24 protein-coding genes are annotated in these 26,063 nt (G+C 66.2%); 9 read left to right on the top strand and 15 right to left on the bottom strand.

Annotated features, from left to right (window positions below; translation table 11 throughout):
- Positions 1–2 precede the first annotated feature (2 nt).
- Genes B0I08_RS00235 through B0I08_RS00225 form a run of 3 tightly spaced genes read left to right on the top strand, consistent with a single transcriptional unit; the run spans position 3 to position 1,674 of the window.
- Positions 3–461 (top strand): hypothetical protein, encoded by a 459-nt coding sequence (locus B0I08_RS00235; protein WP_245884411.1) that lies wholly within the window; start codon positions 3–5, stop codon positions 459–461.
- Entirely contained in the window at positions 458–697 is a 240-nt protein-coding gene (locus B0I08_RS00230) for a helix-turn-helix transcriptional regulator (RefSeq protein WP_106208680.1), read from the top strand. The genes B0I08_RS00235 and B0I08_RS00230 overlap by 4 nt, the downstream gene beginning before the upstream one ends.
- A gap of 8 nt (positions 698–705) precedes the next feature.
- The gene (locus B0I08_RS00225; protein WP_106209903.1) at positions 706–1,674 is read left to right on the top strand and encodes an NAD(P)-dependent alcohol dehydrogenase; all 969 of its coding nucleotides are present in this window, start codon (positions 706–708) and stop codon (positions 1,672–1,674) included.
- Between the two features lie 44 nt (positions 1,675–1,718).
- On the opposite strand, the gene B0I08_RS00220 is transcribed toward B0I08_RS00225, so the two are convergent.
- A complete protein-coding gene (locus B0I08_RS00220; RefSeq protein ID WP_106208678.1) occupies positions 1,719–2,021 on the bottom strand; it encodes a hypothetical protein in 303 nt (100 codons plus the stop codon).
- A gap of 2 nt (positions 2,022–2,023) precedes the next feature.
- Positions 2,024–2,893, bottom strand: coding sequence for a signal recognition particle-docking protein FtsY (ftsY, locus tag B0I08_RS00215; protein ID WP_106208676.1), 870 nt, complete (start codon positions 2,891–2,893; stop codon positions 2,024–2,026).
- Between the two features lie 121 nt (positions 2,894–3,014).
- Between ftsY and B0I08_RS00210 the strand changes: the two genes are divergently transcribed.
- Genes B0I08_RS00210 through B0I08_RS00200 form a run of 3 tightly spaced genes read left to right on the top strand, consistent with a single transcriptional unit; the run spans position 3,015 to position 6,399 of the window.
- Positions 3,015–4,034, top strand: coding sequence for a TIGR03885 family FMN-dependent LLM class oxidoreductase (locus B0I08_RS00210; RefSeq protein ID WP_106208674.1), 1,020 nt, complete (start codon positions 3,015–3,017; stop codon positions 4,032–4,034).
- Positions 4,031–5,704, top strand: coding sequence for an alpha-amylase family protein (locus B0I08_RS00205; protein ID WP_106208672.1), 1,674 nt, complete (start codon positions 4,031–4,033; stop codon positions 5,702–5,704). The genes B0I08_RS00210 and B0I08_RS00205 overlap by 4 nt, the downstream gene beginning before the upstream one ends.
- Before the next feature lie 44 nt (positions 5,705–5,748).
- A complete protein-coding gene (locus tag B0I08_RS00200) occupies positions 5,749–6,399 on the top strand; it encodes a histidine phosphatase family protein (RefSeq protein ID WP_245884409.1) in 651 nt (216 codons plus the stop codon).
- A 2-nt stretch (positions 6,400–6,401) separates the two neighbouring features.
- On the opposite strand, the gene smc is transcribed toward B0I08_RS00200, so the two are convergent.
- Positions 6,402–10,007 carry a chromosome segregation protein SMC gene (gene smc / locus B0I08_RS00195; protein WP_106208668.1) on the bottom strand — a complete coding sequence of 1,202 codons (3,606 nt, stop codon included), beginning with the start codon at positions 10,005–10,007 and terminating at the stop codon, positions 6,402–6,404.
- A gap of 156 nt (positions 10,008–10,163) precedes the next feature.
- On the opposite strand from smc, the gene B0I08_RS00190 reads away from it, so the two are divergent.
- On the top strand, positions 10,164–11,417 hold the full coding sequence (locus tag B0I08_RS00190) for a GNAT family N-acetyltransferase (RefSeq protein ID WP_106208667.1): 1,254 nt from the start codon (positions 10,164–10,166) through the stop codon (positions 11,415–11,417).
- Positions 11,418–11,827: 410 nt separating this feature from the next.
- On the opposite strand, the gene mutM is transcribed toward B0I08_RS00190, so the two are convergent.
- The 12 genes from mutM to B0I08_RS00130 all read right to left on the bottom strand — a co-directional run bounded on the left by mutM (position 11,828) and on the right by B0I08_RS00130 (position 23,142).
- The gene (gene mutM / locus B0I08_RS00185; RefSeq protein ID WP_106208666.1) at positions 11,828–12,703 is read right to left on the bottom strand and encodes a bifunctional DNA-formamidopyrimidine glycosylase/DNA-(apurinic or apyrimidinic site) lyase; all 876 of its coding nucleotides are present in this window, start codon (positions 12,701–12,703) and stop codon (positions 11,828–11,830) included.
- Between the two features lie 3 nt (positions 12,704–12,706).
- The gene (rnc, locus tag B0I08_RS00180) at positions 12,707–13,462 is read right to left on the bottom strand and encodes a ribonuclease III (RefSeq protein WP_106208665.1); all 756 of its coding nucleotides are present in this window, start codon (positions 13,460–13,462) and stop codon (positions 12,707–12,709) included.
- A gap of 26 nt (positions 13,463–13,488) precedes the next feature.
- The gene (gene rpmF, locus B0I08_RS00175) at positions 13,489–13,692 is read right to left on the bottom strand and encodes a 50S ribosomal protein L32 (RefSeq protein ID WP_106208663.1); all 204 of its coding nucleotides are present in this window, start codon (positions 13,690–13,692) and stop codon (positions 13,489–13,491) included.
- A gap of 2 nt (positions 13,693–13,694) precedes the next feature.
- Positions 13,695–14,273, bottom strand: coding sequence for a YceD family protein (locus tag B0I08_RS00170; protein WP_106208661.1), 579 nt, complete (start codon positions 14,271–14,273; stop codon positions 13,695–13,697).
- 69 nt (positions 14,274–14,342) lie between these two features.
- Entirely contained in the window at positions 14,343–15,878 is a 1,536-nt protein-coding gene (locus tag B0I08_RS00165) for an aspartate aminotransferase family protein (RefSeq protein ID WP_245884408.1), read from the bottom strand.
- 90 nt (positions 15,879–15,968) lie between these two features.
- Complete coding sequence (locus tag B0I08_RS00160; protein ID WP_106208659.1) at positions 15,969–17,120, bottom strand: ABC transporter substrate-binding protein; 1,152 nt, start codon at positions 17,118–17,120, stop codon at positions 15,969–15,971.
- A gap of 77 nt (positions 17,121–17,197) precedes the next feature.
- The gene (locus tag B0I08_RS00155; RefSeq protein ID WP_106208657.1) at positions 17,198–18,013 is read right to left on the bottom strand and encodes an ABC transporter permease; all 816 of its coding nucleotides are present in this window, start codon (positions 18,011–18,013) and stop codon (positions 17,198–17,200) included.
- The gene (locus B0I08_RS00150) at positions 18,010–18,828 is read right to left on the bottom strand and encodes an ABC transporter ATP-binding protein (protein WP_106208655.1); all 819 of its coding nucleotides are present in this window, start codon (positions 18,826–18,828) and stop codon (positions 18,010–18,012) included. Before B0I08_RS00150 ends, B0I08_RS00155 begins: the two co-directional genes overlap by 4 nt.
- A complete protein-coding gene (locus B0I08_RS00145; protein WP_106208653.1) occupies positions 18,825–19,739 on the bottom strand; it encodes an ABC transporter permease in 915 nt (304 codons plus the stop codon). Before B0I08_RS00145 ends, B0I08_RS00150 begins: the two co-directional genes overlap by 4 nt.
- The gene (locus B0I08_RS00140) at positions 19,736–20,752 is read right to left on the bottom strand and encodes a TIGR03842 family LLM class F420-dependent oxidoreductase (protein WP_106208651.1); all 1,017 of its coding nucleotides are present in this window, start codon (positions 20,750–20,752) and stop codon (positions 19,736–19,738) included. The genes B0I08_RS00145 and B0I08_RS00140 overlap by 4 nt, the downstream gene beginning before the upstream one ends.
- 74 nt (positions 20,753–20,826) lie before the next feature.
- On the bottom strand, positions 20,827–22,260 hold the full coding sequence (hydA, locus tag B0I08_RS00135; RefSeq protein ID WP_106208649.1) for a dihydropyrimidinase: 1,434 nt from the start codon (positions 22,258–22,260) through the stop codon (positions 20,827–20,829).
- A gap of 33 nt (positions 22,261–22,293) precedes the next feature.
- Positions 22,294–23,142, bottom strand: a complete 849-nt coding sequence (locus B0I08_RS00130; protein ID WP_106208647.1) for a nitrilase-related carbon-nitrogen hydrolase — start codon at positions 23,140–23,142, stop codon at positions 22,294–22,296.
- A gap of 102 nt (positions 23,143–23,244) precedes the next feature.
- On the opposite strand from B0I08_RS00130, the gene B0I08_RS00125 reads away from it, so the two are divergent.
- Together B0I08_RS00125 and B0I08_RS00120 are read left to right on the top strand one after the other, a co-directional pair.
- Positions 23,245–24,567, top strand: coding sequence for an aminotransferase-like domain-containing protein (locus B0I08_RS00125; RefSeq protein WP_106208645.1), 1,323 nt, complete (start codon positions 23,245–23,247; stop codon positions 24,565–24,567).
- Between the two features lie 138 nt (positions 24,568–24,705).
- Entirely contained in the window at positions 24,706–25,881 is a 1,176-nt protein-coding gene (locus B0I08_RS00120) for a hypothetical protein (RefSeq protein WP_106208643.1), read from the top strand.
- The last annotated feature ends 182 nt before the right edge of the window (positions 25,882–26,063 follow it).

The following is a 26,063-nucleotide window of genomic DNA, read 5'->3' as shown; positions in this document are numbered from 1 at the left end:
TCATGTCAGGTTTGTTTTACATGGGAGTACAAATGTCGTTCGAAGAGAAGAAGGCCTGGGCCTATGCGGCCATTGCGGTGATCGGCTACAGCGTGTACCTCGCGATGGTCTTCACCGCGGGCAGCTTCAGGCCTCTCACGGAGGTCGACTACGCCCCGTTGATGCTTGCGACCATCGGCGGGGCCATCGTGGCGGGAATACTCACGGGCATCGCGATCGCGGTTGCGGCACCCAAGAACGAACGGCAGGCCGACCAGCGGGACCGGGAGATCGAACGGCTCGGTGAACACGTTGGACAGGCATTTATCGTCCTGGGGGGCGTCGGGGCCCTCGTGCTCGCCATGCTCCAAAGCGAGTACTTCTGGATCGCCAATCTTCTCTACCTCGGCTTCGTGTTGTCCGCCGTGGTCGGCTCGGCCGCCAGATTGGCTGCCTACCGGCGGGGAATGCCGACACCATGAAAGCCACCCGCGTCACCAACAGCATCCGCCCGCTCCGCTTCGCTCACGGGGAGATGACCCAGGCGGCCCTCGCCGAGCAGGTGGGCGTCACGCGCCAAACCATCATCGCCATCGAGCAGGGCCGCTACTCGCCCTCGCTTGAGATTGCGTTCCAAATCGCCCACGTCTTCGGTCTGCCGCTCGACGAGGTGTTCCAATACCCGGCCCTGAAGGGCCCCTCCCCCACTACCGATTGAGAGTGATCATGCGCGCAATAACTCGCACCGCTTACGGTGCCCCAGAAACGATCCGCCTCGCCGAGCGTGCCATGCCGGTTCCCAGCGAGAAGGAAGTACTCGTGCGTGTCCGCAGCGCCGGAGTCGACGCGGGCACCTGGCATCTCGTCACGGGCCAGCCCTACCTCATGCGACTGTTCGGGTTTGGCCTGCGAGCACCCCGCGACCCGGGGCTGGGCCTTGCCTTTTCAGGCCAGGTTGTCGAGATCGGTACGGCGGTCACGCGTGTCAGCGTCGGCGACGACGTGATGGGTTCGGCGGCCGGCGCTTTTGCCGAGTACCTCGTCGCCCCCGAGGCGAGCGTTCGCCCGATACCCCAGGGGCTCGACCATACGCAGGCGGCGGCTCTTCCCATCTCCGCCGTCACCGCCCTCGAGGCCGTGCGGGCCGCGCACGTTGCCCGCGGCGATCGCGTTCTCGTGCTGGGTGCGGGCGGCGGAGTCGGCCACTTCGCCGTGCAGATCGCGGTCGCCGCGGGCGCGACCGTCACCGGTGTCTGCAGCGCGGCAAAGATGGAGTTCGTGCACTCCCTCGGAGCCACCGACGTGATCGACTACCGCACGACCGACGCGACGGCGCTCGACCGCCAGTGGGACGTCATCATCGACACCGCCGGCAACCGTCCCCTTCGGATGCTGCGCCGGATTCTCACGCGCCGGGGAACCCTCATCCTGGTCGGAGGGGAGCACGGCGGAGCGCTCCTCGGCGGCATGGAACGCGGCTTGGCCGCGATGGTAACCGGCATCTTCACCCGACAGAAACTGCGGATGCTCGTCTCACGCGAAAATCCCGCGGACTACGAGGCGGTCACCGCCCTGGTCGACGACGGTTCGATCGTGCCGCGAATCGATCGCACGTTTCCCCTGAGCGAGGCGGCCGCGGCCATCGAGAGCATGCGCTCCGGATCCGTGCGCGGAAAAGTGGTCCTCGAGGTGTAGCAGCGGCACCGGCGGCAGCGGCGCAGTGGCAGCAGCAGCAGCAGCTACGTGTTCAGCGCGACCAGCGTGAGCAGCGACAGCACCACGCACGGCAGCAGGACGAGCAGGCACAGGATGCCGAGCACCCGCGTGCGCGCCCGAACCGTCGCGGAGACCGCGGACGCGAGGCCCAGAATCGTCGCACCGATGGCGACGGGGCCGAAAACCGCGGCAAGGGTCGTGTCGCCACCACTGCCCAGCACGATCACCATCACAAAGATAGTTCCCGCCACGACCGTGAACATGATCGCCGCGAGCGAGACTACCCGGGCGAGGCCGGTGAGCGGCGGCGGATCTCCCTCGGACACGATCAGCCGATGAGGTTCTGCACAAATACGTGCGGCGTGAACCCGGTGAGGTCGCCGATTTTTTCACCCTGACCGACGAGCTTGATCGGGATGCCGGTCTGCTCCTGCACCGCCAGCACGAAGCCACCCCGCGCCGAGCCATCCAGCTTGGTGATGACCAGCCCCGTGACCCCGGCGAACTCGATGAATGCCATGGCCTGGGACAGGCCGTTCTGTCCGGTGGTCGCATCGAGCACCAGCAGCACTTCGGCGATCGGTGCCTGCTTTTCGATGACGCGGCGGATCTTGCCGAGCTCGTCCATCAGGCCGCTCTTGGTCTGCAGCCGGCCGGCGGTGTCGATGAGAACGATCTCGATGCCCTCGCGTTGGGCGAGCTCCACGGTCTGGAATGCGACCGAGGCCGGGTCCTGACCGTGGTGCTGGGGACGTACGATCGACGCTCCCCCGCGCTCGGCCCAGGTCGCCAGTTGCTCGACCGCGGCAGCCCGGAACGTGTCAGCGGCGCCGACAACCACGGAGCGGCCGTAGTTGTTGAGGAACTTCGCGAACTTACCGATCGTGGTCGTTTTGCCCACGCCGTTGACCCCGACGACCAGCACGACCGCGGGGCGGTTGGTCAGCATGAGCGTCGAGTCGAGGCGGGACAGGCGTTCCTCGAGCGTCTCGCGGAGCATACGTCGCAGGTCCGCGGGATCGGTCGTGTGGTACTTCGCCACGCTCGCTCGCAACTCATCGATGACCGCGTCCGTGACATCCGGCCCAAAATCAGCCGTGAGCAGCGCGTCTTCGAGGTCCGTCCAGGTGTCGTCGTCAATGGTTTTTTTCGTGAACATCCCGCGCAGGGCGGTGGAGAGGGACCAGGGTGAAGCCATGGAGCCAGCTTAGGAGTTCTTCTGCGGCGCCGGAAACGGCCTTGCGTCGCGCTCACCGCATACGATGACGAGCTTTCCGCATAGAGAGGACTTCCTCAGGTCCCGACAATACGCTCGAGGCATGACAGTTGTTGGCTTTCATTCCTCCCACGAGCAGGTCCATCCGTCAGAGCTGCTGCGCGCGGTGCAGCACGCGGAGGAGGTGGGATTTACCGCCGCCATGTGCTCCGATCACTTCGCGCCGTGGAGCGAGCGGCAGGGTGAGTCCGCATTCGCCTGGTCATGGCTGGGGGCTGCACTGCAGTCGACAAGCCTGCCGTTCGGCGTGGTGAATGCACCCGGACAGCGCTACCATCCCGCGATCATCGCCCAGGCCGCCGCAACGCTCTCGGCCATGTACGAGGGCCGATTCTGGGTTGCCCTGGGTTCGGGCGAGAACGCCAACGAGCACATCACCGGTGGCGGTTGGCCGCGCAAAGATATTCGCAACGCCCGTTTGCGCGAATGCGTCGATGTCATCCGTGCGCTGCTCGCCGGCGAGGAGGTCAGCCACGACGGCCTGGTCACGGTCGACCGGGCGAAGCTCTGGACGCTGCCGAAGACGCCGCCCGCGTTGATCGGAGCCGCCGTCAGTGAGGCCACGGCGGGGTGGGTCGCGGGCTGGGCGGACGGTCTCGCGACCATCGCGCAGCCCATCGACACGCTCAAGCGGGTGATCGGCGCGTACCGTGACGCCGGCGGGCTGGGTTCCGTGGCGCTTCAGGTGCACGTCAGCTACGCGGCGACGGAGGACGAGGCGCTCGCAATCGCCCACGACCAGTGGCGTACCAACGTGTTCGCGCCGCCCATCTGCTGGGATCTCGACACCCCCGAGGCGTTTGATGAGGCCGCAAAGCATGTGCCGCCGGAGGCGATGCGTGACTCGGTGCTCGTGTCATCCGACCCCGCCAAGCATGCGCAGTGGCTGTCCGAACTGATCGAAGTCGGCGTCGACGAGGTGTACCTGCACCACGTGGGGCGCGAGCAGTCGGCCTTCCTCGACGTCTTCGGCGAGCAGGTGCTTCCGTCGCTATCTCCCTCGAAGAAGGCGGATGCCGCGTCCGCACTCCGCGCACCCGCAACCGAGGGCGTGTCCCAGTGAGGATCACGGACACCAGCGACCTCTGGTGGAAATCAGCCGTCTTCTACTGCCTCGACGTCGAGACCTTTATGGACTGGAACGACGACGGGGTGGGCGACTTTGCCGGCCTCGCCCACCGCCTCGACTACCTCGCCGACCTCGGCGTCACCTGCCTGTGGCTGATGCCCTTCTACACATCCCCCGGTCGGGACGACGGCTATGACATCAGCGACTTCTACGGAGTCGATCCCCGCCTCGGGCACCTTGGCGACGTCGTGGAGTTCATTCGCACCGCGCGCGATCGGGGCATGCGCGTCATCATCGACCTCGTGGTGAACCACACCTCTGACAAGCACCCGTGGTTTGTGTCCTCCCGTTCCAGCCGCACCTCGCCGTACCGCGACTTCTACGTGTGGCGGGACGAACCGCCCAAGGACCAGGCCCCGACAGTCTTCCCCGGCGAGGAATCCAGCGTCTGGGAGTACGACGAGAAAACGGAGCAGTATTACCTGCACAGCTTTTACAAGCACCAGCCCGACCTGAACGTGGTCAATCCCGCCGTGCGTGACGAGGTCGCGAAGATCATGGGATTCTGGCTGCAGCTCGGGGTGTCGGGGTTTCGGGTCGATGCCGTGCCGTTCTTTCTGGACACCAGCGGCACCGAGGGAAGCGACGACAAGCTCAACGACCCGCAACGCTTTCTGCGTGACCTTCGCGCGTTTCTCGGACGCCGCAGTGGCGAGGCGATCCTGCTCGGCGAGGTCAATCTGCCGCACCAGGAGCAGATCGAGTACTTCGGTGGCGACGCTGCGGACGCGCTCACCATGCAGTTCGACTTCATGTCGATGCAGAAGATGTACCTCTCGCTGGCCCGGTCGGACGCCCGCCCCCTGGCCGAGTCGCTGGCGGCTCGCCCGCCAATCGCGATTGAGTCCCAGTGGGCCAACTTCGTGCGTAACCACGACGAGCTGACCCTCGACAAGCTCAGCGACGACGAGCGCGAAGAGGTTTTCGCGGCGTTCGGTGCGGAGGAGTCGATGCAGATCTATGGACGCGGACTTATCCGTCGCCTCCCGCCGATGCTGGGTGGCGACCCCCGCCGCATCCGGATGGTGTACAGCCTGATGTTCTCGCTTCCCGGCACGCCGGTGCTGTTTTATGGCGAGGAGATTGGAATGGGCGAGAACCTCGCCGTCGGCGACCGCAAGTCGGTTCGCACCCCCATGCAGTGGACGTCCGGCGCCAACGGGGGCTTTTCGAACGCTCGCCCCTCTCGGCTCACCGCTCCCATGGTGACCGGGGGCTTCGCGCCCGAGCATGTCAACGCTGTCGATCAGCGGCACGAGCCCGACTCTCTGCTGCGATTCATCCGCCTTCTCATCGAACGTTATCGGGTCTCTGCCGAGATCGGCTGGGGGGACTTCTCGCTGTTGGAGCAGGCCAACCCGGCGGTGCTCGCCCACAGCGTTTGTGATGCGGAGGGTCGGATGATCGCGCTGCATAATCTGAGTGCAGAACCGACGACCGTCGAGCTCGCACTGGAAGATCTGGGTTCCTCGGACAAGCTGATCGACCTTCTCGCCGAGGGAACGACCGCGATCTCGGCGGATGGCGCGGTGAGTTTCACGCTGGAGGGGTACGGCTACCGCTGGCTGCGGGTGATAACCGAGGGGAGCAAGCGCCTGTTCTGATGGCCGTGGCGCAGAAGCGGGCGCGGAGCGGGCAGGATAGAAGCGTGACCTTTGCCTTTATACGACATGGCCAGACCAACTGGAACCGCGACGACCGCCTGCAGGGCTCCTCGGACATCCCGCTCAACGACTTCGGACGTCAACAAGCCACCGACGCCATTGAGGTCCTCGCCGGCACCCGGTGGGACGCGATCGTGAGTTCGCCGCTGTCCCGCGCGCGGGAGACCGCCGAGATCATCGCGGCCGGCCTCGGTATCGAGCTGGGCCCGAGCTACGACGAGCTCATCGAGCGGCACTACGGCGACGGCGAGGGCGCGACCGCGGAGATCATCGCCGAACGCTGGCCTGATCACCAGTACCCCGGGCTCGAAAGCCTCGATTCGGTGATCGCGCGCGCGAAGGTCGCTCTCGACAAGATCGCGAGCGAGTACGGCTCGAAGAACGTCATCATCGTCTGCCATGGCTCGCTGATCCGCTACACGCTCGCGTCGCTCGCCGGCCGGCCGTTCGACTCCATCCGCAACGGCTCGGTCGCGACCTTCGAGCGCGTGGGCGCCGAGTGGCGCGTTCTCACCGTCAACGACGAGCCCGTTGAGGCCGAGGCGGTCGAGTACGAGCCGGCTGTGGCCGAGGCCGTCGAGGACCAATCCGTCGGGCACGAGCCGGTCGTGGCTCTGGAGAACCGCAGCGCCTAGCCTCAGCTCGCGCGCTGCTCGGGCTGCGCTACGCGTTGGCCGACCACCGCGCTGATTCCGTCCGCGCGCATCGACACCCCGTAGAGTGCGTCGGCGATCTCCATGGTGCGCTTCTGGTGGGTGATCACGATGAGTTGTGAATTCTCGCGCAGGTCTTCGAAGATGGTGAGCAGTCGCCCCAGGTTCGCGTCGTCGAGCGCCGCCTCGACCTCGTCCATGATGTAGAACGGGCTCGGGCGCGCCTTGAAGATCGCGATGAGCAGCGCAACCGCGGCAAGCGAGCGCTCACCACCGGACAGCAACGACAGCCGCTCGATCTTCTTTCCCGCCGGCTTCACCGTCACCTCGATGCCCGTGGTGAGCGGGTCGTCCGGGTTTGTCAGGAAGATGCTGCCGGTTCCGCCCGGGAACAGCACGGGGAAGACGCGGCCGAATGCTTCCTGGGTGTCGGTGAACGCGCTCGAGAAGATGAGCTGCATCTTCTCGTCGATCTCGTCGATGATGGTCAGCAGGTCGCGCCGGGTGTTGGTCAGGTCGGTGAGCTGCTCCGTGAGGAACTGGTGGCGCTGCTCGAGAGCGGCGAACTCCTCGAGTGCCAGCGGGTTTACCCGTCCGAGCTGGGACATCTTGCGTTCGGCCTTCGCCAGGCGGCTTTCCTGCTCGGCGCGCACGTACGGCCTGCCGCTCTCCTCGGTCGGCTCGTCGGCGCCGTCGGATGATATTTTTGGCACGGCGGATGTCGCGGGGTCCGCCATATCGGCAGGCACCAGCAGCCCGGGGCCGTACTCCGCGACCAGCACCTCTTCCACCAGCCCCAACTCGGCCGCGGCACGCTCTAGCAGGGTGGTCAGCTGCAGTTTCTTCTCGTAGATCTGCATCTCCAGGCCGTGTACCGACTCGCTCACCCCGTGAAGGCGTTCGCGCAGTTCGGACTCCGTGCGACGGAGAGCCGCCAACTCCTCGTTCTGGTGGCTGCGTTCCGCCTCGCGCGCGGCCAGCTGCACACGCGCCTCGGTGACGGAGCGGTCCACGGCGTCGAGCACCGCGGGCAGCGCTGCGATGACCCGTTCGGCCGCGGTCACCTGGCGCCGGCGGATCACTGCGCGACGCGCGGCCTCGTCGGCGGCGGCTCGCTCGGCTTCGCGCTGACGACCGAGCTGCGCCGCCTGAAGTTGCTGCGCCCGAACGCGCTCGCGTGCGGTCTCCACTCGGAGTCGCGCTTCGATTTCGCGTTCGCGCGCGGCATCCACCTCAGCTGATAATCCATTCCGGGCACTCGCGTCGAGCATCGGCCGGGGACGAGAACGCACCACGTCAAGCTCGGCGCGGGCCTTCTCTGCGGCAGCCACCGCCCCGGCGACCGACTCGGTGGCCAGCGCAAGGCCGCGCTCGAGGCGCTGTGCTTCCGCCTCGGCGGACTCCGCCTGCGCACGCGCACGGTTGAGCCGTTCGGACTGCGCCGCGAGCTGCGAGTCATATTCGCGCAGAGCCGACAGCGTCTCGGTCGACTGCTGCTTCGCGGCCTGCACGGTCGCCCGCTGTTCCGCGAGCGCAAAACGAGCATCCTCGATCAGGCTGGCGACCGTCGCGAGGCGGTCGACCGCCGCGTCCCGGTCGGCGACGAGCTCGAGCCGGGAGCGTCTGGCACCGGAACCGCCGCGCAGGACGTGGCGGCTGGTGACGTCCCCCGATCTGGTGATGACCGTGATGTCACTCTGGTCCGGAGTCAACGAAGCCCAGACACGGGCCGCGGTTTCGTGGTCTTCCGCAATGATCACCCGGTCGAGCACCCTCAGGATTCCGTCGGGAGCGGTCACCACCTGCGCGGCCGAGATCGCCGTGTCGGCCGAATCCACCGTGTCAAACGAGCCGAGTCCGGGGACGGCGGCGTTCACGATCGCGGCTTCGGATTGCCCGATCACCAGGGCGATGCGACCCATCTCCGCGGCGGACGCGTGTGCGAGCGCCGCGAGGGCGTCCTGACGGCTGTCGGCGAGGACCGCGTCCGACAGGGTGCCGAGCGCTGCGGCAATAGCGGCCTCGTAGCCGGGCGTGATCTGGATGTGCTCGGCGACGAGGCCGCGGATCCCGTGGAGACGCGCAGCCACGAGAGCGCTCGAGCCGTCCTTCTGGTCCAGGGCGCTGGAGAGCGCGCCGCGCCGGGCGGCCAGGGCGTCGCGTTCCCGTTCGAGGGTGTGCAGGCTCTCGCGCAGGGCGTCGATTTCGGTTTCCGCGGCCGCCAGCTGCTGCTGGGCTCCCTGATACCGCGCGTCGAGGTCGGTGTCGACGGCTTCGTTGAGTGCCGCCTCGTCTTCCGCAAGCGCGAGCGCCTGGTGGGCCGCATCGCGGCGGGCGCGGGCGGCGTCGAGCGCATTCTGCTGCCGGAGCACCTCGCCGCGCACAGCGGCGAGGCGGGACGCGGCCGTGTCGGCCTGCCCCCCGAGCTTCGACAGTTCGAGGTCGTGGCGAGAGATGAGCGAACTCTGGAAAGAGATCTCTTCGTCGAGCGCGTCGAGATCGCCCCGCGCCAGGGCGGTGTCGCGCTGGGCCTGATGCCACGCCGCCTCGGCCTCGGCAATCGCCGCGGTGAGGCGGGTGGCCTCGTCGAGCGCAGCATCCACCATCTGCTGGGTGACGCCGGGGGTGAGTGCGGACGAGTCGAGCTGGGATCCGAGCAACGACAGCCGCTGGTTTGCCAGGTTGTAGAGTCCGCGCAGCCGTTCCTGCGCCGATTCGAGTCCGAACGCGACGCGCCGGGCGGCATCGACGGCGTCGCCCACCTGAAGCTGTTCGATCCGCGCCGCTCGCAGCTTCGCGGCATCCACCTGTTCCTGCAACACGATCCGCTCGGTCTTGCGTTCGGTCTCGTTGCGTCCGTGCCTGGTCAGGCTTTCGCGCAGCGTAACCACGTCGTCGGCGAGCAGGCGGGCGCGCGCATCTCGCACGATGGCGGCGATGGACTGCGCTTCGCGGGCGATTTCTGCCTGATGTCCGAGAGGCTTCAGTTGGCGGCGGATCTCACCGGCGAGGTCGCTGAGCCGGGTGAGGTTCGCCTGCATCGCGTCGAGCTTGCGCAGGGTCTTCTCTTTGCGACGGCGGTGCTTGAGGATTCCGGCGGCTTCCTCGATGAACCCGCGGCGTTCTTCGGGGCTTGCCCGCAGCACCGCGTCGAGTTGACCCTGCCCCACGATGACGTGCATTTCCCGCCCAAGGCCGGAGTCGCTGAGAAGCTCCTGCACATCAAGCAAGCGACAGCTTTTGCCGTTGATGGCGTATTCGCTGCCGCCGTTGCGAAAGAGCGTGCGGCTGATGGTGACTTCGGTGTACTCGATGGGCAGGGCACCATCGGAGTTGTCGATGGTGAGGATGACTTCGGCGCGACCGAGCGGGCCCCGGGTAGACGTTCCCGCGAAGATGACGTCTTCCATCTTGCCGCCGCGGAGCGTCTTGGCCCCCTGCTCGCCCATCACCCAGGCGAGCGCGTCGACGACGTTGCTCTTACCCGACCCGTTGGGGCCGACCACGCAGGTCACCCCGGGTTCGAAGGCGAAAGTTGTGGGCTGGGCGAACGACTTGAAACCCTTGAGCGTGAGGCTTTTCAGGTACACGTCGACTCCCTTCCGGCATCGTCCATAGCACGACTCGCGGCCGCATCAGGCACAACGGTACCGGAGGAGGGGTGATCTGCCCGTGAGGCAGCGCCGCGCGGGAGCGCATACTGGAAACGGAACGTGCGGCGAGGATGGCGCCAGCGAGGAGACCTGATGCAGTTCGTGATCGACGAGGTGCCCACCCCTTCGGCCGTGTCGAATGACGCGAGTGTGGGCGAGGATCCCGCCGCCGCCGCGTTCCGCGAGAGCCTTGCCGTGCGCAACGCGGTCGAGGCCGCCGAGATCGGCTCCTACGAGCTCGCGTTCGCCGCGACTGAGCTGCTCCCGAAATGGCACGATCCGTATGTACCCCGCCGTCTCGTGGTCGCACGCGTTGGCAAACGGATCGTCGGGAGGGCGGTGTACGAGGCCATCGCGGACGACGCCGCGCCGGAGGCCTGGGCGAGCATCGATGTGCTGCCGGAGTTCCGGCGGCGTGGCATCGGCGGCGCTCTGCTGGACCGAATCGAAGCCGTCGCCCTCGCGAGCGGTTACCGGGTGCTGCAGGGGTACCAACTCGCCCGGGCCGAATCCCTGGTCGAGTCCCGGGCCGAGTCCCGGGCCGAGTCCCGAGCCGAGCCCTTGGGCGAATCCGTGGCTGGTACCGATGTTGGGCGCGACGCCGATGGCAGCGCGGGGATCGGCAGCGCGGGGATCGGAAGCGCGGGGATCGGCACCGCGGGCGGCGACGCCGAGACGCTGCCGTCCCCGACCGGGTTCGGCGCGATGCCGCTGCACAGTGCCGGCACACAGTTCGCGCTGCACCGTGGTTACGCGCTCGAGCAGGTGGAGAGGTTCAGCCGGCTGGCGCTGCCGGTGGATCTGACAGTGGTGGAGGCCGAGCTGCGGGCCGCCTCCGACCATGCCGGGCCGAACTACCGGGTGATTACCTGGCAGGGCCGCACGCCAGAACGCTGGCTCGACGACATCGCCGTGATGAGCCAACGGATGAGCACCGACGCGCCGTCCGCCGGACTCGACATCACCGAGGACACCTGGGATGCAGCCCGCTTGCGCGCGGAGGACGACCGCGCCGAGGCGAGCCCCCGCACTCTGCTGACGGCGGCCGCGGAGTACATCCCTACCGGCACGCTGGTGGCGTTCACCGATCTGTCCGTTCCCGGCGATCGGGGCCGATCCGTCGCGCAAGAGGACACCCTGGTTCTTCGCGAACACCGAGGACACCGCCTGGGAATGCTGGTCAAGGCGGCGAACCTGCAGCAGCTGCAGCGGTTGCACCCCGGCTACCCCAGCGTGACCACGTTCAACGCGGAGGAGAACCGGCACATGCTGCGGGTCAATGAGGCGCTCGGCTTTGTCGCCGTGGGCTACGACGGCGCCTGGCGCAAAGTTCTCGCGACGCACTGACCTCGCGTGACTGTGCCGAACGCACCCGCAGCACCCGCGGCACAAACACGCCGAACGCACTGATTCGCACCAATTTTCTAGTCTGGCGGCGAGATATCTCGGAGCCATCCGCCGAACGGACAGGCGCCGACATCCGCCCCATCTTCGCCGCATCGAACGGACAGCAACACGCCGTCGCGGGGCCAAACTCGGTGCGCGACTGGCCGGTGGACGTAAGCACACCAGCAGCAACTGGCCGCTCGGCGCTCGCAAGCGGCAGCGACTGGCCGCTCGGCGGACGTGCACCGGCAATCCCAGCACATAGCAGGCGGCAGATCGCGACCCAGTCAGCGACGAGTACCGTTCGCGACAGGCACCGCTACACCGGGCGCAACTGTTCGCGACAAGCAGCGCTACACCGAGCGCAACCGCTACGCCGAGCGCAACCGCTGGCAGAAGGCGCAGAAGTGAGAGCCTCGGTTCATGAAACTTTCCCGCACGATGGGACGGCCGCAGCGGGGGCACTCCCGACCCTGACGCCCGTAGGCGTTCAGCGAGTGGGAGAAGTAGCCGGATGCGCCGTTGACGTTGACGTACTGGGCGTCGAAGCTGGTTCCGCCCTCGGCAAGCGCTTTGCCGAGCACCAGGCGCACCTCCGCGAGAAGGGTTCGCGCGCGCGCGCGACTGAGGCTTGCGGCCGACTGGTCGTAGTGGATGCGGGACGCCCACAGGGCCTCGTCGGCGTAGATGTTGCCGATCCCGCTGATGAGCCCCTGGTCGAGCAGCGCGCGCTTGATGCCGGTGTTGCGTCGCGATAGTTGGGCGAAGAACTGCGCGTCGTTGAAGTGCGGGTCAAGCGGGTCGCGGGCGATGTGTGCGACTTGGCGGGGAATCCGCTGCCCCGCGACATCCGCCGTGTCCTCAAGCTCGTTGATCGCCATCGACCCGAATATGCGCTGGTCAACAAAATTCAGGCGAAGGTCTCCGTGCACGGGGTGGCGCACGTCGAGGCGGATGCGGGTGAGCCTGTCGTCGGACTGGCGGTCGCGCAGCAGCACCTGTCCACTCATCCCGAGATGCACAACGAGGGCCTCGGTGCCACCGGCCAGGGGCAGCCACAAGAACTTGCCGCGGCGGGAGGCTCCGGTGAACTCCGACCCTTCGAGCCGCTCGACGAAGTCCTCGCTGGGGCCGGTGTGGCGGCGCAGCGATCGTTCGTCGAATACGGTGACGGATGCCACGACCGCACCGGTCACGGCGGGCTCGAGCCCCGCACGGACAACCTCAACCTCGGGAAGCTCGGGCACGGCTCAGGAGCCAGCGGCGGGCCGGGAGGGACTCGCACCGGTCTCGGCGGTCGCGACTGCAGATTCGGCGGCGGTGCGCAGCAGCGTCCAGGCTTCGAGAGCCGCAGCCATCTCTGCCTGCTTTTTGCTCGAACCCACACCCGACGCGATGTCCTCGGAATCGAGCGAGACGACCGCGCGAAACTTCTTCGAGTGATCGGGACCGGTGTCGGTGAGCGTGTACACGGGAGCTTCCCGACCGAGTCGCGCAGCCAGTTCCTGCAGGGACGTTTTGGGATCCATCGCGGCTCCGAAACGTTCCGGGTTCTCCAGCAGCGGGCGGATAAGGCGCAGCACAAAGGCCGTCGCGTCGTCGGCGCCAGCGTCGAGGTAGACCGCGCCGATGACGGCTTCGACCGTGTCAGCGAGAATCGACGACTTGTCGTTGCCACCGGTGAGCAGCTCGCCCCGTCCGAGGCGAATATGAGAACCGAGGCCGATCGAGCGTGCGACCTCCGCCAGGGCCAGCGTCGAGACGAGGCTGGCCCGCCGTTTGGCGAGGTCACCCTCGTCAAGCGTGGGGTTCTCGCGGTACAGCATCACGGTCACGGCCTGCCCGAGAATCGAATCGCCGAGAAATTCCAGGCGTTCGTTGTGCGGGATGCCGCCGTTCTCGTAGGCAAAGGAGCGGTGAGTCAGCGCCTGCTCCAGAAGAGCGGGGCTGACGTCGACACCGAGAGCGCGCGCCAAATCGGCCCGGCTGGCGTTAGTACCAGACACGGGCCGACTCGTTTGTTCTTGGGGGACTATACGTCCGCGACCTTGCGGCCCTTGTACTCGAAGAACAGGGGGGCTCCGGTGGAGTCCTCAACGACCTTCGCACGGTGAGGCAGGCTGTACACCGTCTTGCCGCCCTCAATGGTCTTCACGAGGGTAGGCGCGGTGGCCTTCCACTGCGCGCGACGCATACGGGTGCTTGCACGGGACATTTTGCGCTTCGGTACAGCCATGGTTATCTCTTTTCTTCCGTGGAACTGCTCGCAGATCCATCGACGTCTTGGGTGTTGGCCTCGGTCAGGCCATCGAGTCCAGCAAGTGCAGCCCATCGGGGATCGATGGGTTCTTCGTGCTTGTGACCCGGGTTGTCCAGAAGCCGTACCCCACACTGCGGGCACAGGCCGAGGCAGTCTTCCTGACAGACCGGTTGAAACGGTAGTGACAACACGACCGCATCCCTGACCAACGGTTCTAGATCGACATGTTCGCCGGAAACCGTGTAATCAAAAGCTTCGTCCACAGAATACGCGAAAAGCTCCGCAAAATCGACTTCGAGAGGAACCTCGACGTCGATCAGGCAACGTACGCATTCGCCGGCGGCCACCACGTCGACATTCCCGGTGACGAGAATGCCGTCGTGCAGCGACTCCAGCCGCACGTCGACGCGCATCTCCGCGCCGGTCTTCACACCGATGACGGCATTGCCGAAACCCTCGGGGACGACGATGTCGAGCGAGCGCTCGCGCATCTCGCCCGGCCGGTGCAAAAGATCGAACACCGGGACGGTGAAGGGGGTGGGGGTGAAGTGTGACACAACCGTCTATCTTATGCGCCAATGAGCGTCGCCGCCCGCCATTGTGGTCGAACCGGGGAAAACTTCTCTCTAAAGGTCCGCTTCGACGGCGGTAAATGCGGCGTCGTACATCTCCAGGGCCGCCGCGACCTCCTCCGCCGTCACCACACACGGGGGAACGACGTGAATTCTGTTGTCGGCGACGAACGGCATCAGCCCGCGCGCCAGCAGTTCTTTCTTCAGCTGGGCAACGACTGCTCCGGAGAGCGGCTCTCGCGTGTCTGGGTCGCTGACCAGGTCGAGGGCCCAGAAGACTCCCACGCCTCGCACCTCGCCGATCAGCGGGTGCTTAGCGGCAAGGGCAGCGAGCCCCGGGGCAAGGTGGTCGCGCCCGATGCTGGCCGCGTTGTCGACGATGCCCTCGGCCTCCATCGCGTCCAGCGCCCCGACGATCGAGGCCATCGCCAGCGGATGACCGGAGTAGGTCAGTCCGCCCGCGAACACCTGGTCCTCGAATGCGTTCGCGATCGATTCCGAGATGATGACGCCTCCCGTGGGAACGTACCCGGAGTTGACGCCCTTGGCGAACGTGATGAGGTCGGGAGTGACCTCGCCGTCCCCCGCGAATCCCTGGAACGCGAACCAGTTGCCCGTACGCCCAAAGCCGCACATCACCTCGTCGAAGATCAGCACGATGCCGTACTTGTCAGCCAGGGCGCGCACCCCCTGCAGGTAGCCGCGCGGAGGCACCAGCACCCCGGCCGTTCCGGGGATGGTCTCGAGCAGCAGCGCCGCTATCGAGGCAGGTCCTTCAGATTGGATGACCCGTTCGAGGTGAATGAGCGCGCGTTCACACTCCTGCTCAGGCGAATCCGACCAGAACTCCGACCGGTAGGCGAACGGCCCAAAGAAGTGCACGTGGCCGCGGGAGTACTCGTTGGGGATCCGGCGCCAGTCTCCCGTGGCGACAATCGCGGAGCCCGTGTTGCCGTGGTAGCTGCGGTAGGTGGAGAGCACCTTGTCGCGCCCGGTGGTCAGGCGGGCGAGGCGGATCGCATTCTCGTTGGCGTCGGCGCCGCCGTTGGTGAAGAACACCTTGCCAAAGCGCGGCCCTGCCAGCGCGAGGATGCGACTGGCGGCCTCGCCCCGGGCGAGGTTCGCGTGTGCGGGAGCAACGGTGGTCAGAATGTCGGCCTGGGCCTTGATGGCATCGACAACGGCCGGGTGTTGGTGCCCGATGTTGGTGTTGACCAGCTGACTGGAAAAGTCGAGGTAGCTGTTGCCGTCGAAGTCCCAGATGGTACTTCCCAGCCCGCCAGCCATGACGAAGGGGTTGAGCGAACCCTGGGCGCTCCAGGAGTGGAAGACGTGGGCCCGATCGAGATCGTAGGCGCGCTGCCCGTCCGCGGGGCTGGTTACGGGTCTGATTACGGGGCCGGCCGCGGAGCGCTCACCACGAGTCCTGTCCCCGCGCGCGTGGACGACAGACGCGGCACTTCCCGTCGCGATGTCGCCGGTGGAGATCGCATCTACGGCCGCGGCAGTGACGTGATCTATTGCGGACAGGTCCGGGTCGGTCCGGGCAGTGTCAGTCGTGTCAGGACGGGTCATCTCGGGGTCGGTCATGGTTCTTCCTTCACGCGTGTGAGCGGAGGCCGGCGCACCGGCCTCCGCTCACACTATTACTCGGTGGTGCTCTGGTGTAGCCCGGGCGGGCTAGTTGCCACCCTCTTCGAGGGTGACGGTGAGAGCCGCAAAGTCGGTGCCCATCACGTCGACTCCCTCTTCCTCAAGCTCGGCAATCGCCTGTTCGACGTATTCGTTCGAGTAGGCGGTGGCCGGCGGCTCCTCGGTGATGATGGTGGTGCCGGTCTCGTTCTGCGTGTCGAGGGCGATGGCTACGGTCTGCGCCCACGCGCTCTCGTCGATGACGCCCACGCCGTTGGTGGACGGCCAGATCAACTTGTTGACCTCGTTGGCCATCCAGAGCTGGTGGCTGGTACCGAGGGTGGAACCGGCGGCCGTCACGATGGTGGCTGACTCCTCCGCGTTGTCGCGCACATACGCCCAGCCCTTGATCGAGGCTTTGATAAACGCCACGGTCTGCGCGGCGTAGTCTTCGTCGTCCTCGAGCTTCTCGGTGTCGGCCCAGATTGCGTCCTGGAGCATCGCGGTGCCCTCCTCGTTCCAGTCGATGACGTTGAGGTCATCCGCCGTATACAGCTCGCCCGTTTCGGGGTTCACCGTCTCAAGCACCTGCGCGTACTCGTTGTACGTCATCGCCTGGGCCGCGTCGATGTCGCCCGCGAGGAAACCGTTCATATCGAACGCCTGCTGCACCAGCGTGATGCCATCGGTGGTGTCGACACCGGCCTGCTGCATTCCCGCGAAGAGCTCCCACTCGTTGCCGTAACCCCAGCTGCCCACATTCTTGCCGTCGAGGTCGGCCGCGGATTCGATGCCGGCATCCTTGAACGAGATCTGCGTGGTTCCGCTGCGCTCGAAGATCTGCGCGACGTTTGTGACGTTGGTGCCCTGTTCGATCGACCCGAGCACCTTCGGCACCCAGGAGATCGCGTAGTCCGCGTCGCCGGACGCGAGCGCGTCGATGGGAACGATGTCCCCTCCGCCCTCGGCGATGGTGACGTCGAGGCCCTCGTCTTCGTAGTAGCCCTGATCGACGGCGGCGTAGTACCCGGCGAACTGTGCCTGGGCGACCCACTGCAGCTGCAGCGTGACCGAGGTCAGACCGCTGTCGGCGCTGTCGGCGTCGCCGCTCTCGGTGTCGCTGCTGCAGCCGCTGAGAATGATCGCGGTCGCCGCGGCCATGCTCGCGGCGCTGAGAAGAATACGTTTGCTGTGATTCATCGGTGCTTCCTCCTTGGTGCTGTCGGGGTGGTGCGGTCGAGGTGGTGGTTGGGATTGGTGCCGATCGGTGGTGCGGTTCAGGGGGTCGAGGAGCTGTGCCGGGAGGCGAGCTTCTCGAAAGCGAGGGTCACCGCGTAGAACACGAGACCGAGCAGGATGGAACCGAGCACATAGGCGTAGGCGAGGGGATAGTTGCTGGATGCCGCGGCGGAGGTGATCGATTTGCCGAGACCTCCTACCGGTCCTCCGAAATACTCGGCGATCAGTGCCGAGATCACGGCGAGGGAGGACGCGATCCGAAGGCCGGTGAAGAGGAACGGCATCGCCCCGGGGAGCGTCACCGTGCGGGTGGCTTGCCAGGGGGATGCCGCGTAGGCACGCATCAGGTCGCGGTGCACGGGTCGCACCTGCCTCAGGCCCTTCAGCGTGTTCAGGTACACCGGGATGAACACGGCGAGCGCCGCCACCAGCTGACGAGCGGTCTCAACGTTCGCGCCGAACATCGTGTAGAGCACGGGAGCGAGGGCGACGATCGGGATCACCGCCGCCGCCGTCACGATCGGCACGCTCAGCTCGTCGAAGACCCGCACGAGCGCGGCGGCAATTGCGGCAAGGATGCCCGTAACCGCGCCGAGAAGCAGCCCGACAAACGCGTTGGTCCCGGTGACGACCGTGCCCGCCCAGACCGAGTCAAAGCTGGAGGCGAACTGGGTGCCAATGTTCACCGGGCTGGGCAGCACAAACGGCTTGATGTCGAGTAGCACCACCGCCACCTGCCAGAGCAGAAGCACCACAACGCCGAGCAGGATGGGAGCGGTCACCGCCCGGAGCGAACCCGAGGAGAAACCTCTCGTGAGCGGACTGGCCGAGCGCGAGCCCGAGGTGGCACTCATCGCGTCTCCACTCCACGCACGCTGTGCGGGGCCTTCTCGTGCACAGCATCGCCGTGCAGCGCCTCCCTGACCGCCTTGACCGAGGCGAAAAACGCGGCGTCTTCGCGAAGCGCATCATCCCGCGTTCCCGCAGACCCAAGCCCCACGGTCACTACCTCCTGGATCCGGCCAGGACGCGGGGACATCACCACTACGCGGCTGGAGAGGTACACGGCCTCGGGGATCGAGTGGGTGACGAACACCACCGCCGCGCCGGTTTCGGCGCAAATACGCACCAGTTCGGTCTGCATCCGCTCGCGGGTCATCTCGTCGAGTGCCCCGAACGGTTCGTCCATCAGCAGCAGTTCGGGGCTCTCCGCCAACGACCGCGCGATCGCGACACGCTGCTGCATGCCACCGGACAGCTGGTCGGGGTACCGGTCGGCGAAGTCGGAGAGACCGACGAGAGCGAGGAGATCCTGTGCCCTCGCGCGGCGGGCGGCTTTGCCGACTCCGTGCAGCTCGAGCGGCAGCTCGATGTTGCCGGTGACCGTGCGCCACGGCAGCAGCCCCGCCTGCTGAAACGCGATGCCGTAGTCCTGGTCGATGCGCGCCTGCCGCGCGGACTTGCCGAAGACGAGCACCTCTCCAGCGGTGGGCTGGTCGAGGTCGGCGATGAGGCGCAGCAGGGTGGACTTGCCGCAGCCGCTTGGTCCGATCAGCGAGACGAACTCGCCCGGAACGACCGAGAGGCTGACGCTGTCGAGCGCCACGACCTCCGCGCCCTTGGCGACGCGGAAAACCTTGGACACCCCGGTGACTTCGACGGCGTTCATGCCGACACCTCTCCCCTGCGATAACGCCCCACGAAGAGGCCGAGCACGATAACAACACCGGCGGCGATGAGGCCGACCAGCACCGCACCAAAAATGGGGGCCCACGGTTTCGCGGGATCTCCGCTGGCGGCCGAGGCAAACTCGACCATCATGCGGCCCACTCCCCCGCGCAGCCCGATGGAGACCTCGGCCACGACCGTGCCGATCACCGCGTTCGCCGCGGCGAGTCGGAGGGCGGGCAGCAGATAGGGCACACTGGCCGGCAGCCGCAGCCGCAGCAGGGTCGACCACCAGCCAGCGGCGTAGCTGTGCATGAGCTCGAGGTGAGCCTTGTCTGGCGAACCGAGACCGCGCAGCGCACCTATGGAGACGGGGAAGAAGGCAAGGTAGGAAGCGATCAGGGCAACCGACATCCAGTCTTCCCAGTCGAAGGCACCCACCTCGATCTGCGCGCCCCACCGTTTGACCAGCGGTGCGATCGCGATGAGGGGAACGGTCTGGCTGAGCACGACCCAGGGCAGCAGGGCCGACTCCGCCGTGCGAAAGCGCTGCATAACAATCGCGAGCAGCATCCCGACGCTCACGCCCACCAGCCAGCCGACCGCGGCGATCCCGAGGGTGAACCCGGCCGCCTGCAGCACCGCGAACCAGAGCGCGGGCGATCCCGCGGCCGAGGTGACGGGCTCGCCGAGCCGCTCCCACATGGTCCAGAGGTGCGGCATTGCGATGTCGCTCGTGCGCGGAAGAACGGTGATGTCGCCGATCATCACCCCCTCAGCGGGTCCGACCGCCTTGTACGCCTCCCAGACGAGCGCGAGCAGAACCAGTCCGAGCGCGCCAAACACATAGGGACGCACCCGCGCGTTCGTCGACTTCGCGCGCAGCGAGAGGCTAGGGACGGCTGCGGTCATGCCTTGGCCGTGATGTGGTCCTTGAGCGCGGGGATCACCGTCTCGCCGTAGACGCGCATCGTCTCCTCTTTGTTGTCGTGCTGCAGGTAGCCGGCGAACTGGTCGACACCGAGTTCCTTGAGAGCCTTGAGCTTCTCGATGTGCTGCTGGGCGGTGCCGAGCACGCAGAAGCGGTCGACGATCTCGTCGGGCACAAAGTTCGTGTGGGTGTTGCCCGCGCGGCCGTGCTCGTTGTAGTCGTAGCCCTCGCGGCCCTTGATGTAGTCGGTGAGCGCCTTCGGCACCGCGGACCCCTCGCCGTACTTCGCGACGATGTCGGCGACGTGGTTACCCACCATCCCGCCGAACCAGCGGTTCTGGTCGCGCATGTGCGCCCAGTCGTCTCCGATGTACATGGGGGCGGCGACGCAGAACTTGATCGACAGCGGGTTGCGTCCGACTTTCTCGGCCGCGGCGCGAACCGTCGTGATCATCCACTCGGCCACGTCGAGGTCGGCCATCTGCAGGATGAACCCGTCACCGACCTCACCCGTCAGCTTCAGGGCGAGCGGGCCGTACGCTGCGACCCACACGTCGAGGGTGGAGCCGACGCTCCAGGGAAACCGCAGCGTCGCGCCGTTGTATTCCACCGAGCGGGAGTTGGCGAGTTCGCGAATCACGTGGATCGACTCACGCAGCGACTTCAACGTTGTGGGCGCTCCGTTGGTGACCCGCACCGCGGAGTCGCCGCGGCCGATTCCGCAGATGGTGCGGTTGCCGTACATCTCGTTGAGGGTGGCGTAGGTGGATGCCGTGACCGTCCAGTCACGGGTGGCCGGATTAGTCACCATCGGACCCACGATCACCCGGCGGGTCTCCGCCAGGATCTGGCTGTAGATCACGTACGGCTCCTGCCAGAGCAGGTGCGAGTCGAAAGTCCAGACGTGGCTGAACCCGTGCTGCTCCGCCAGCTTGGCCAGCGCGACGGTCCGCGATGCGGGCGGATTGGTCTGAAGTACTGCTCCGAAGTCCATGGGATCCGTTTCTTGGCTTGATTTCGATATAGCGGGATGCCGCGGGGCGTACGGCCCCGAGGCATCCGCACCGCTTAAATCAGGTACTGAGACAGCCCCCGCTTGAAGTACTTGCCGTCGCCCTTAGTGCCCACGTACTGGTTGTTGTCGACCACGACCTTGCCGCGGGAGATCACGGTGTCGACGTGGCCGTCGATCTCGTAGCCCTCCCAGGCGGAGTAGTCCATGTTCATGTGGTGGGTCTTCTGCACACCGATGGAGGTGTGTCCCTTCGGGTCGTACACGACCACGTCGCCATCGGCTCCGGGCTGGATCACACCCTTCTTGCCGTACATGCCGAACATGCGGGCCGGGGTGGTGGAGGTCAGCTCGACCCAGCGAGGGAGGGTGATGTGGCCGTCGACGACTCCCTGGTACATCAGGTCCATCCGGTGCTCGACCGAACCGATCCCGTTGGGGATCTTGGAGAAGTCGGCCAGGCCCATATCTTTCTGGCCCTTCATACAGAAGGGGCAGTGATCGGTGGAGACCATCTGGATGTCGTTGGTGCGCAGCGCCTGCCACATGTGGTGCTGGTGACCTTCTGCACGCGACCGCAGCGGAGTCGAGCACACCCACTTGGCGCCTTCGAACGTTCCCCACTCGTCGCTTGAGGCGCCAAGCTGCTCTTCGAGCGACAGGTAGAGGTATTGCGGGCATGTCTCGCCGAACACGTTCTGGCCGTTGTCCCGGGCCATCGCGATCTGGTCGACGGCCTGCTTCGCCGAGACGTGCACGACGTAGAGCGGAGCGCCGGTGAGGTTGGCGAGCATGATCGCGCGGTGGGTGGCTTCCTCTTCTGCCTGCCACGGGCGGGTGAGCCCGTGATGGTACGGCGACGTGTTGCCGGCGGCGATGGCCTGGCTGACGAGCACGTCAATGACGCTGCCGTTCTCGGCGTGCATCATCATCAGCGCGCCGTTGCTCGCTCCCTTCTGCATGGCTTTCAGGATCTGGCCGTCGTCGGAGAGGAACACGCCCTTGTAGGCCATGAAGAGTTTGAAGCTGGAGACACCCTCCTCGATGAGCTCGTCCATCGCGGTGAGGGAGGAATCCTGCACGTCGGAGAGGATCTGGTGGAATCCGTAGTCGATCGCGCAGTTTCCCGCCGCCTTCGCCTGCCAGGCGTTGTACCGCTCGAGCGGATTTTCGCCCGGGTACTGCACGACGAAATCCACGATGCTGGTGGTCCCGCCCCAGGCGGCCGCGCGGGTTCCGGTTTCAAAGGTGTCGGAGGCGTTGGTTCCGCCGAACGGCATCTCCATGTGGGTGTGCGCGTCGACACCGCCGGGAATCACATATCTACCCGTGACGTCGATAACGACATCGACGTTGGACTCGAGGTTGAAGCCGAGCAGGGTCGACCCGGGAGCCACAACCGCGGCGATGGTCTCGCCGTCGATCAGCACGTCGGCCATCCCGGTGCCGGTGGCGTTAACCACGAGACCGTTCTTGATCAGTGTTTTCATGGGAGCGAATACCCTTTCATCGGCCTCGGGTGCTTACGGCTTGGGAATAGAGGTGTAGGACTCGGGGCGACGGTCGCGGTAGAACTGCCAGTTGTTACGAACCTGGCGAATCATGTCCATGTCGAGGTCGCGGATCACGATCTCCTCGTGCTCGCCGCTGCCGTACTCCCCGATCAGGTTGCCCTGGGGGTCAACGAACTGGCTCTTGCCGTAGAAATCCACCGCGAGGTCGCCATACTCGTTGTCCTCCCGGCCGACGCGGTTCGCAGCGGCGACAAAGTAGCCGTTGGCTCCGGCTGCGGCCGGCTGCTCGATTTCCCACAGGCGGTTGGACAGCCCAGGCTTCGTGGCGTTCGGGTTGAACACGATCTGGGCGCCGTTCAGCCCGAGCTCGCGCCATCCTTCCGGAAAATGGCGGTCGTAGCAGATGTAGACACCGATCGGCCCGACCTCCGTGTTGAACACGGGATAACCGAGGTTTCCGGGGCGGAAGTAGAACTTCTCCCAGAACTTGTCGAGGTGCGGGATGTGGTGCTTGCGGTACTTGCCGAGGATCGTGCCATCGGCGTCCACAACGACCGCGGTGTTGTAGTACACGCCCGGCTGGTCTTCCTCATAGATGGGCAAAACCATCACCAGGTGCAGTTCCTTAGCGAGCGCCGCAAAGCGCTGCACAAGCTCGCCGTCGGCGGGCACGGCGTAGTCGTAATACTTGGCGTCCTCCGTGATGCCGAAGTACGGGCCGTAGAAGAGTTCCTGAAACGAGATGACCTGCGCACCCTGGGCCGCGGCATCCCGTGCAAACTGCTCGTGCTTGTCGAGCATGGACTCGAGATCACCGGTCCAGGTCGTCTGGGTGAGAGCGGCGCGAACAATGGCCATGAGATTACCTCCAGGAATGAACTACGTTTTGTTATTATTCGGCGTAAACATTTCTCTTACGTTTCTGATTGTGACGCTGGCGTAAAACATAAGGGGTTGCAGATGAAGTCGGTAGCCCTCGCGATCGACGAAACCAGCCCGAGCGGCATCGCGGGCGCCATTGCGCGGTTGATCAGTTCGGGCGATCTCGCTCCGGGCGATCGCCTGCCGACCGTGCGCGAACTCGCGGCCGACCTCGGCGTGAGCCCGGCAACGGTGAGCCACGCCTGGCAGGCGCTGGCGGGAGTGGGACTGATCGTGTCCCGCGGGCGGAGCGGGTCTTTTGTGCGGGCAGCTCGCACCGCCTGGATTCCGCCGCGCTCCCGGAACCTCGCTGACCAGCCCCTCGCCCGCCTGGACCTTTCGACGGGTACCCCCGACCCACTCCTGCTTCCCGACCTGGGTCCCGCGCTGTCGCGGGTGTCGTCGCGGGCCGGTACCGCCAGCTACCTCGACTCCCCCGTGCTCCCGGAACTCGAAACCCTCCTCCGCGCGTCGTGGCCCTACGAGGTAGAGGCCGTCACGGTTGTGGACGGGGCGATGGATGCCATCTCCCGCTCGCTCGACCTCGTGCTGCGATTCGGATCCCGGGTGGTGGTCGAGACTCCTGGGTTTCCCCCGGTTTTCGACCTTCTCGAGCACCTGGGCATCGAGCGGCTTCCCGTTGAACTCGATGAACGCGGCATCCGACCCGATTCCCTTGCCGCAGCGCTCAAGCTGTCCCCCGCCGCGATCGTGCTGCAGCCACGCACCCACAACCCTGCGGGAGTCTCGATGACCGCCGAACGCGCGGAGGAACTTGCCCGCGTCATCCGTTCCAGCCGGTTCGCTGAAGACACCGTGGTGATCGAGGACGATCACTCCGGCGCGATCAGCGCGGTGCCGGAAGTGAGCCTCGGAACTTTCCTTCCCGAGCGGGTGGTGCACATCCGGAGTTTCTCGAAGTCACACGGACCCGACCTGCGCATCGCGGCAGTCGGAGGACCACGTGCGTTGATCGACCGTCTGGTCGCCCGGCGACTCCTTGGACCCGGCTGGACTCCGCGGATGCTGCAGAGGATCTTGTACGACCTGTTGACCAGCGCGAACACCATCGACCAGATCAGCGACGCCCGGCGCGTGTACCGCGGACGCCAGAAAGCGCTCTCGGACGCCCTCGCCGCGCACGGCTACGCGGCCACCCTTCCGGACGGCATCAACCTGTGGATGCGAGTGGAAGACGAGCGGGCGGCGGTGGTACAACTCGCCGCTGCTGGCATCCGGGTCGCGGCGGGCACGCCGTTCCTGACCGCACCAGACGGACAGTTCATTCGGATCACCGCCGGGCTCGTGCGCGACGACTTCGACGCCGTCGGCGCATTGCTCGCGGCTGCCGCGCGCGCCTGACTGTGGCGTGACTCCGGCCGGATTTGATGAGGATTTGGCTGCTTTTGCTGCGGTAGACCGACCGTGCGCGCTTGTCACACGCCGGTGACGCTCCGGTCACGGGGCATCGGAGACACTGCTCGCAACACAAGGAGCACGATGACCTCATCACCCGGCGCAGCAGCCCCCGCAACCGCCCCCGCCCGCACTCTTCGTCGCTTGCTCGCTCTGGTGGTGGCCCTCCTGCTGGCGACCGCCTTCGCCTGGGCGCACATCGGCACCACCGACACTGCGTCTGCCGCCATTAACGGCACCGCCGTGGAACAGTGCAACGGAATTCTCAACGACGGCGGGCAGGGCTTCACCTGCAGCGTTATCGTCGAGAACTTCCTTGATCTTTCCGTCGGGGCCGCAACTCCCGAACGCGCCGTCGTGACGATCAGACAGTGCAGCGGTTCGGCGGGCGTGCCCGAAGCAACCTGTGTGATCGCGGAGACCACGAACTATGCGTTCCTGATCACCGAGGTTGATCAGTGCAATGGCTCGGGCTCGGGCGCCGGTGGTGTTGCGTTGTGCAGCGTCGCCGTCATCAACACCATCACGGGCGGAACGGAAACACCGACCACCGCGACGGTGAAGCAGTGTGACGCTTCTGGCGCACCGGACTACACGGCCGCGCTGCGATGCAGCTCGATGGAAAACACCACAAACGCAACGATCAACCAGTGCAACGGCTCAACCAACGGCGGTGGCTCCTTCGTGACCTGCTCCGTGAATCCCCTCTCGACGCAGACCCGAGCGGTTCCCGTGAGCATCAACCAGTGCAACGGCTCCGCCAATGGCGGTGGCTCGGTGCTGACCTGCAGCGCGTCGATCGAGAACCGGATCCTGCCCGCCGTCGTTCCCACCGCGGTTCCCACGCCATCCGGTACCCCCACCGCGGTGCCCACGCCGAGCGATAGCCCGACCCCGGTACCCACGCCCAGCGGTACCCCCACCGGGACACCGTCTGGAACCCCGTCCGCGACACCGGGTGGCACGCCGCCCGTGACGCCCGGTGGCACGCCCCCAGTGACACCACCATCCTCACCGCTGGACGGAACCCCGGGAGCCACGCCCTCCCCGACGCCCGCTCCGCCTCTGACGCCGCGAGGCGGCGGCTCAGGCGAAGGAGCGGACAGCGAGGGACTCCTCGCAGAGACCGGCGTGGCGTCTGCCACCCCGCTGTTCTTCGGCGCGGCGCTTCTCTTGTTCGCCGGATCGCTTGTTCTGCTCACTCGCAATATCCAGCGCAAGTCCGACTCTGTCCGCGGGAACTCTCACACCACGCACTGATCCGCCCGGTTCCGACGGGATCCGACGGGATCCGACGGGATCCGACGGCGACAGAAACCCACGATAGTTCCCGTACCGACATTCTCGACGCCGGTACGGGAACTATTTTTGGGTTAAGAAGCAGTCCTCCACTTTCGACGCATCCTGTAACATTTCACCATTCGAGAGACGTGGTGGGCGTT

Source organism: Glaciihabitans tibetensis, assembly GCF_003003265.1.
Lineage (GTDB): Bacteria > Actinomycetota > Actinomycetes > Actinomycetales > Microbacteriaceae > Glaciihabitans > Glaciihabitans tibetensis.
The sequence above is the reverse complement of the archived record's forward strand: the minus strand, read 5'-3'. Positions and strand labels throughout refer to the sequence as shown.

Excerpts from the sequence above, each read along its gene's own strand:
- B0I08_RS00235 (WP_245884411.1), top strand. The coding sequence starts at position 3 with ATGTCAGGTTTGTTTTACATGGGAGTACAAATGTCGTTCGAAGAGAAG.
- B0I08_RS00230 (WP_106208680.1), top strand. The coding sequence starts at position 458 with ATGAAAGCCACCCGCGTCACCAACAGCATCCGCCCGCTCCGCTTCGCT.
- B0I08_RS00225 (WP_106209903.1), top strand. The coding sequence starts at position 706 with ATGCGCGCAATAACTCGCACCGCTTACGGTGCCCCAGAAACGATCCGC.
- ftsY (WP_106208676.1), bottom strand. The coding sequence starts at position 2,893 with ATGGCTTCACCCTGGTCCCTCTCCACCGCCCTGCGCGGGATGTTCACG.
- B0I08_RS00210 (WP_106208674.1), top strand. The coding sequence starts at position 3,015 with ATGACAGTTGTTGGCTTTCATTCCTCCCACGAGCAGGTCCATCCGTCA.
- B0I08_RS00190 (WP_106208667.1), top strand. The coding sequence starts at position 10,164 with ATGCAGTTCGTGATCGACGAGGTGCCCACCCCTTCGGCCGTGTCGAAT.
- rpmF (WP_106208663.1), bottom strand. The coding sequence starts at position 13,692 with ATGGCTGTACCGAAGCGCAAAATGTCCCGTGCAAGCACCCGTATGCGT.
- B0I08_RS00165 (WP_245884408.1), bottom strand. The coding sequence starts at position 15,878 with ATGACCGACCCCGAGATGACCCGTCCTGACACGACTGACACTGCCCGG.
- B0I08_RS00160 (WP_106208659.1), bottom strand. The coding sequence starts at position 17,120 with ATGAATCACAGCAAACGTATTCTTCTCAGCGCCGCGAGCATGGCCGCG.
- B0I08_RS00155 (WP_106208657.1), bottom strand. The coding sequence starts at position 18,013 with ATGAGTGCCACCTCGGGCTCGCGCTCGGCCAGTCCGCTCACGAGAGGT.
- B0I08_RS00150 (WP_106208655.1), bottom strand. The coding sequence starts at position 18,828 with ATGAACGCCGTCGAAGTCACCGGGGTGTCCAAGGTTTTCCGCGTCGCC.
- B0I08_RS00145 (WP_106208653.1), bottom strand. The coding sequence starts at position 19,739 with ATGACCGCAGCCGTCCCTAGCCTCTCGCTGCGCGCGAAGTCGACGAAC.
- B0I08_RS00140 (WP_106208651.1), bottom strand. The coding sequence starts at position 20,752 with ATGGACTTCGGAGCAGTACTTCAGACCAATCCGCCCGCATCGCGGACC.
- hydA (WP_106208649.1), bottom strand. The coding sequence starts at position 22,260 with ATGAAAACACTGATCAAGAACGGTCTCGTGGTTAACGCCACCGGCACC.
- B0I08_RS00130 (WP_106208647.1), bottom strand. The coding sequence starts at position 23,142 with ATGGCCATTGTTCGCGCCGCTCTCACCCAGACGACCTGGACCGGTGAT.
- B0I08_RS00125 (WP_106208645.1), top strand. The coding sequence starts at position 23,245 with ATGAAGTCGGTAGCCCTCGCGATCGACGAAACCAGCCCGAGCGGCATC.
- B0I08_RS00120 (WP_106208643.1), top strand. The coding sequence starts at position 24,706 with ATGACCTCATCACCCGGCGCAGCAGCCCCCGCAACCGCCCCCGCCCGC.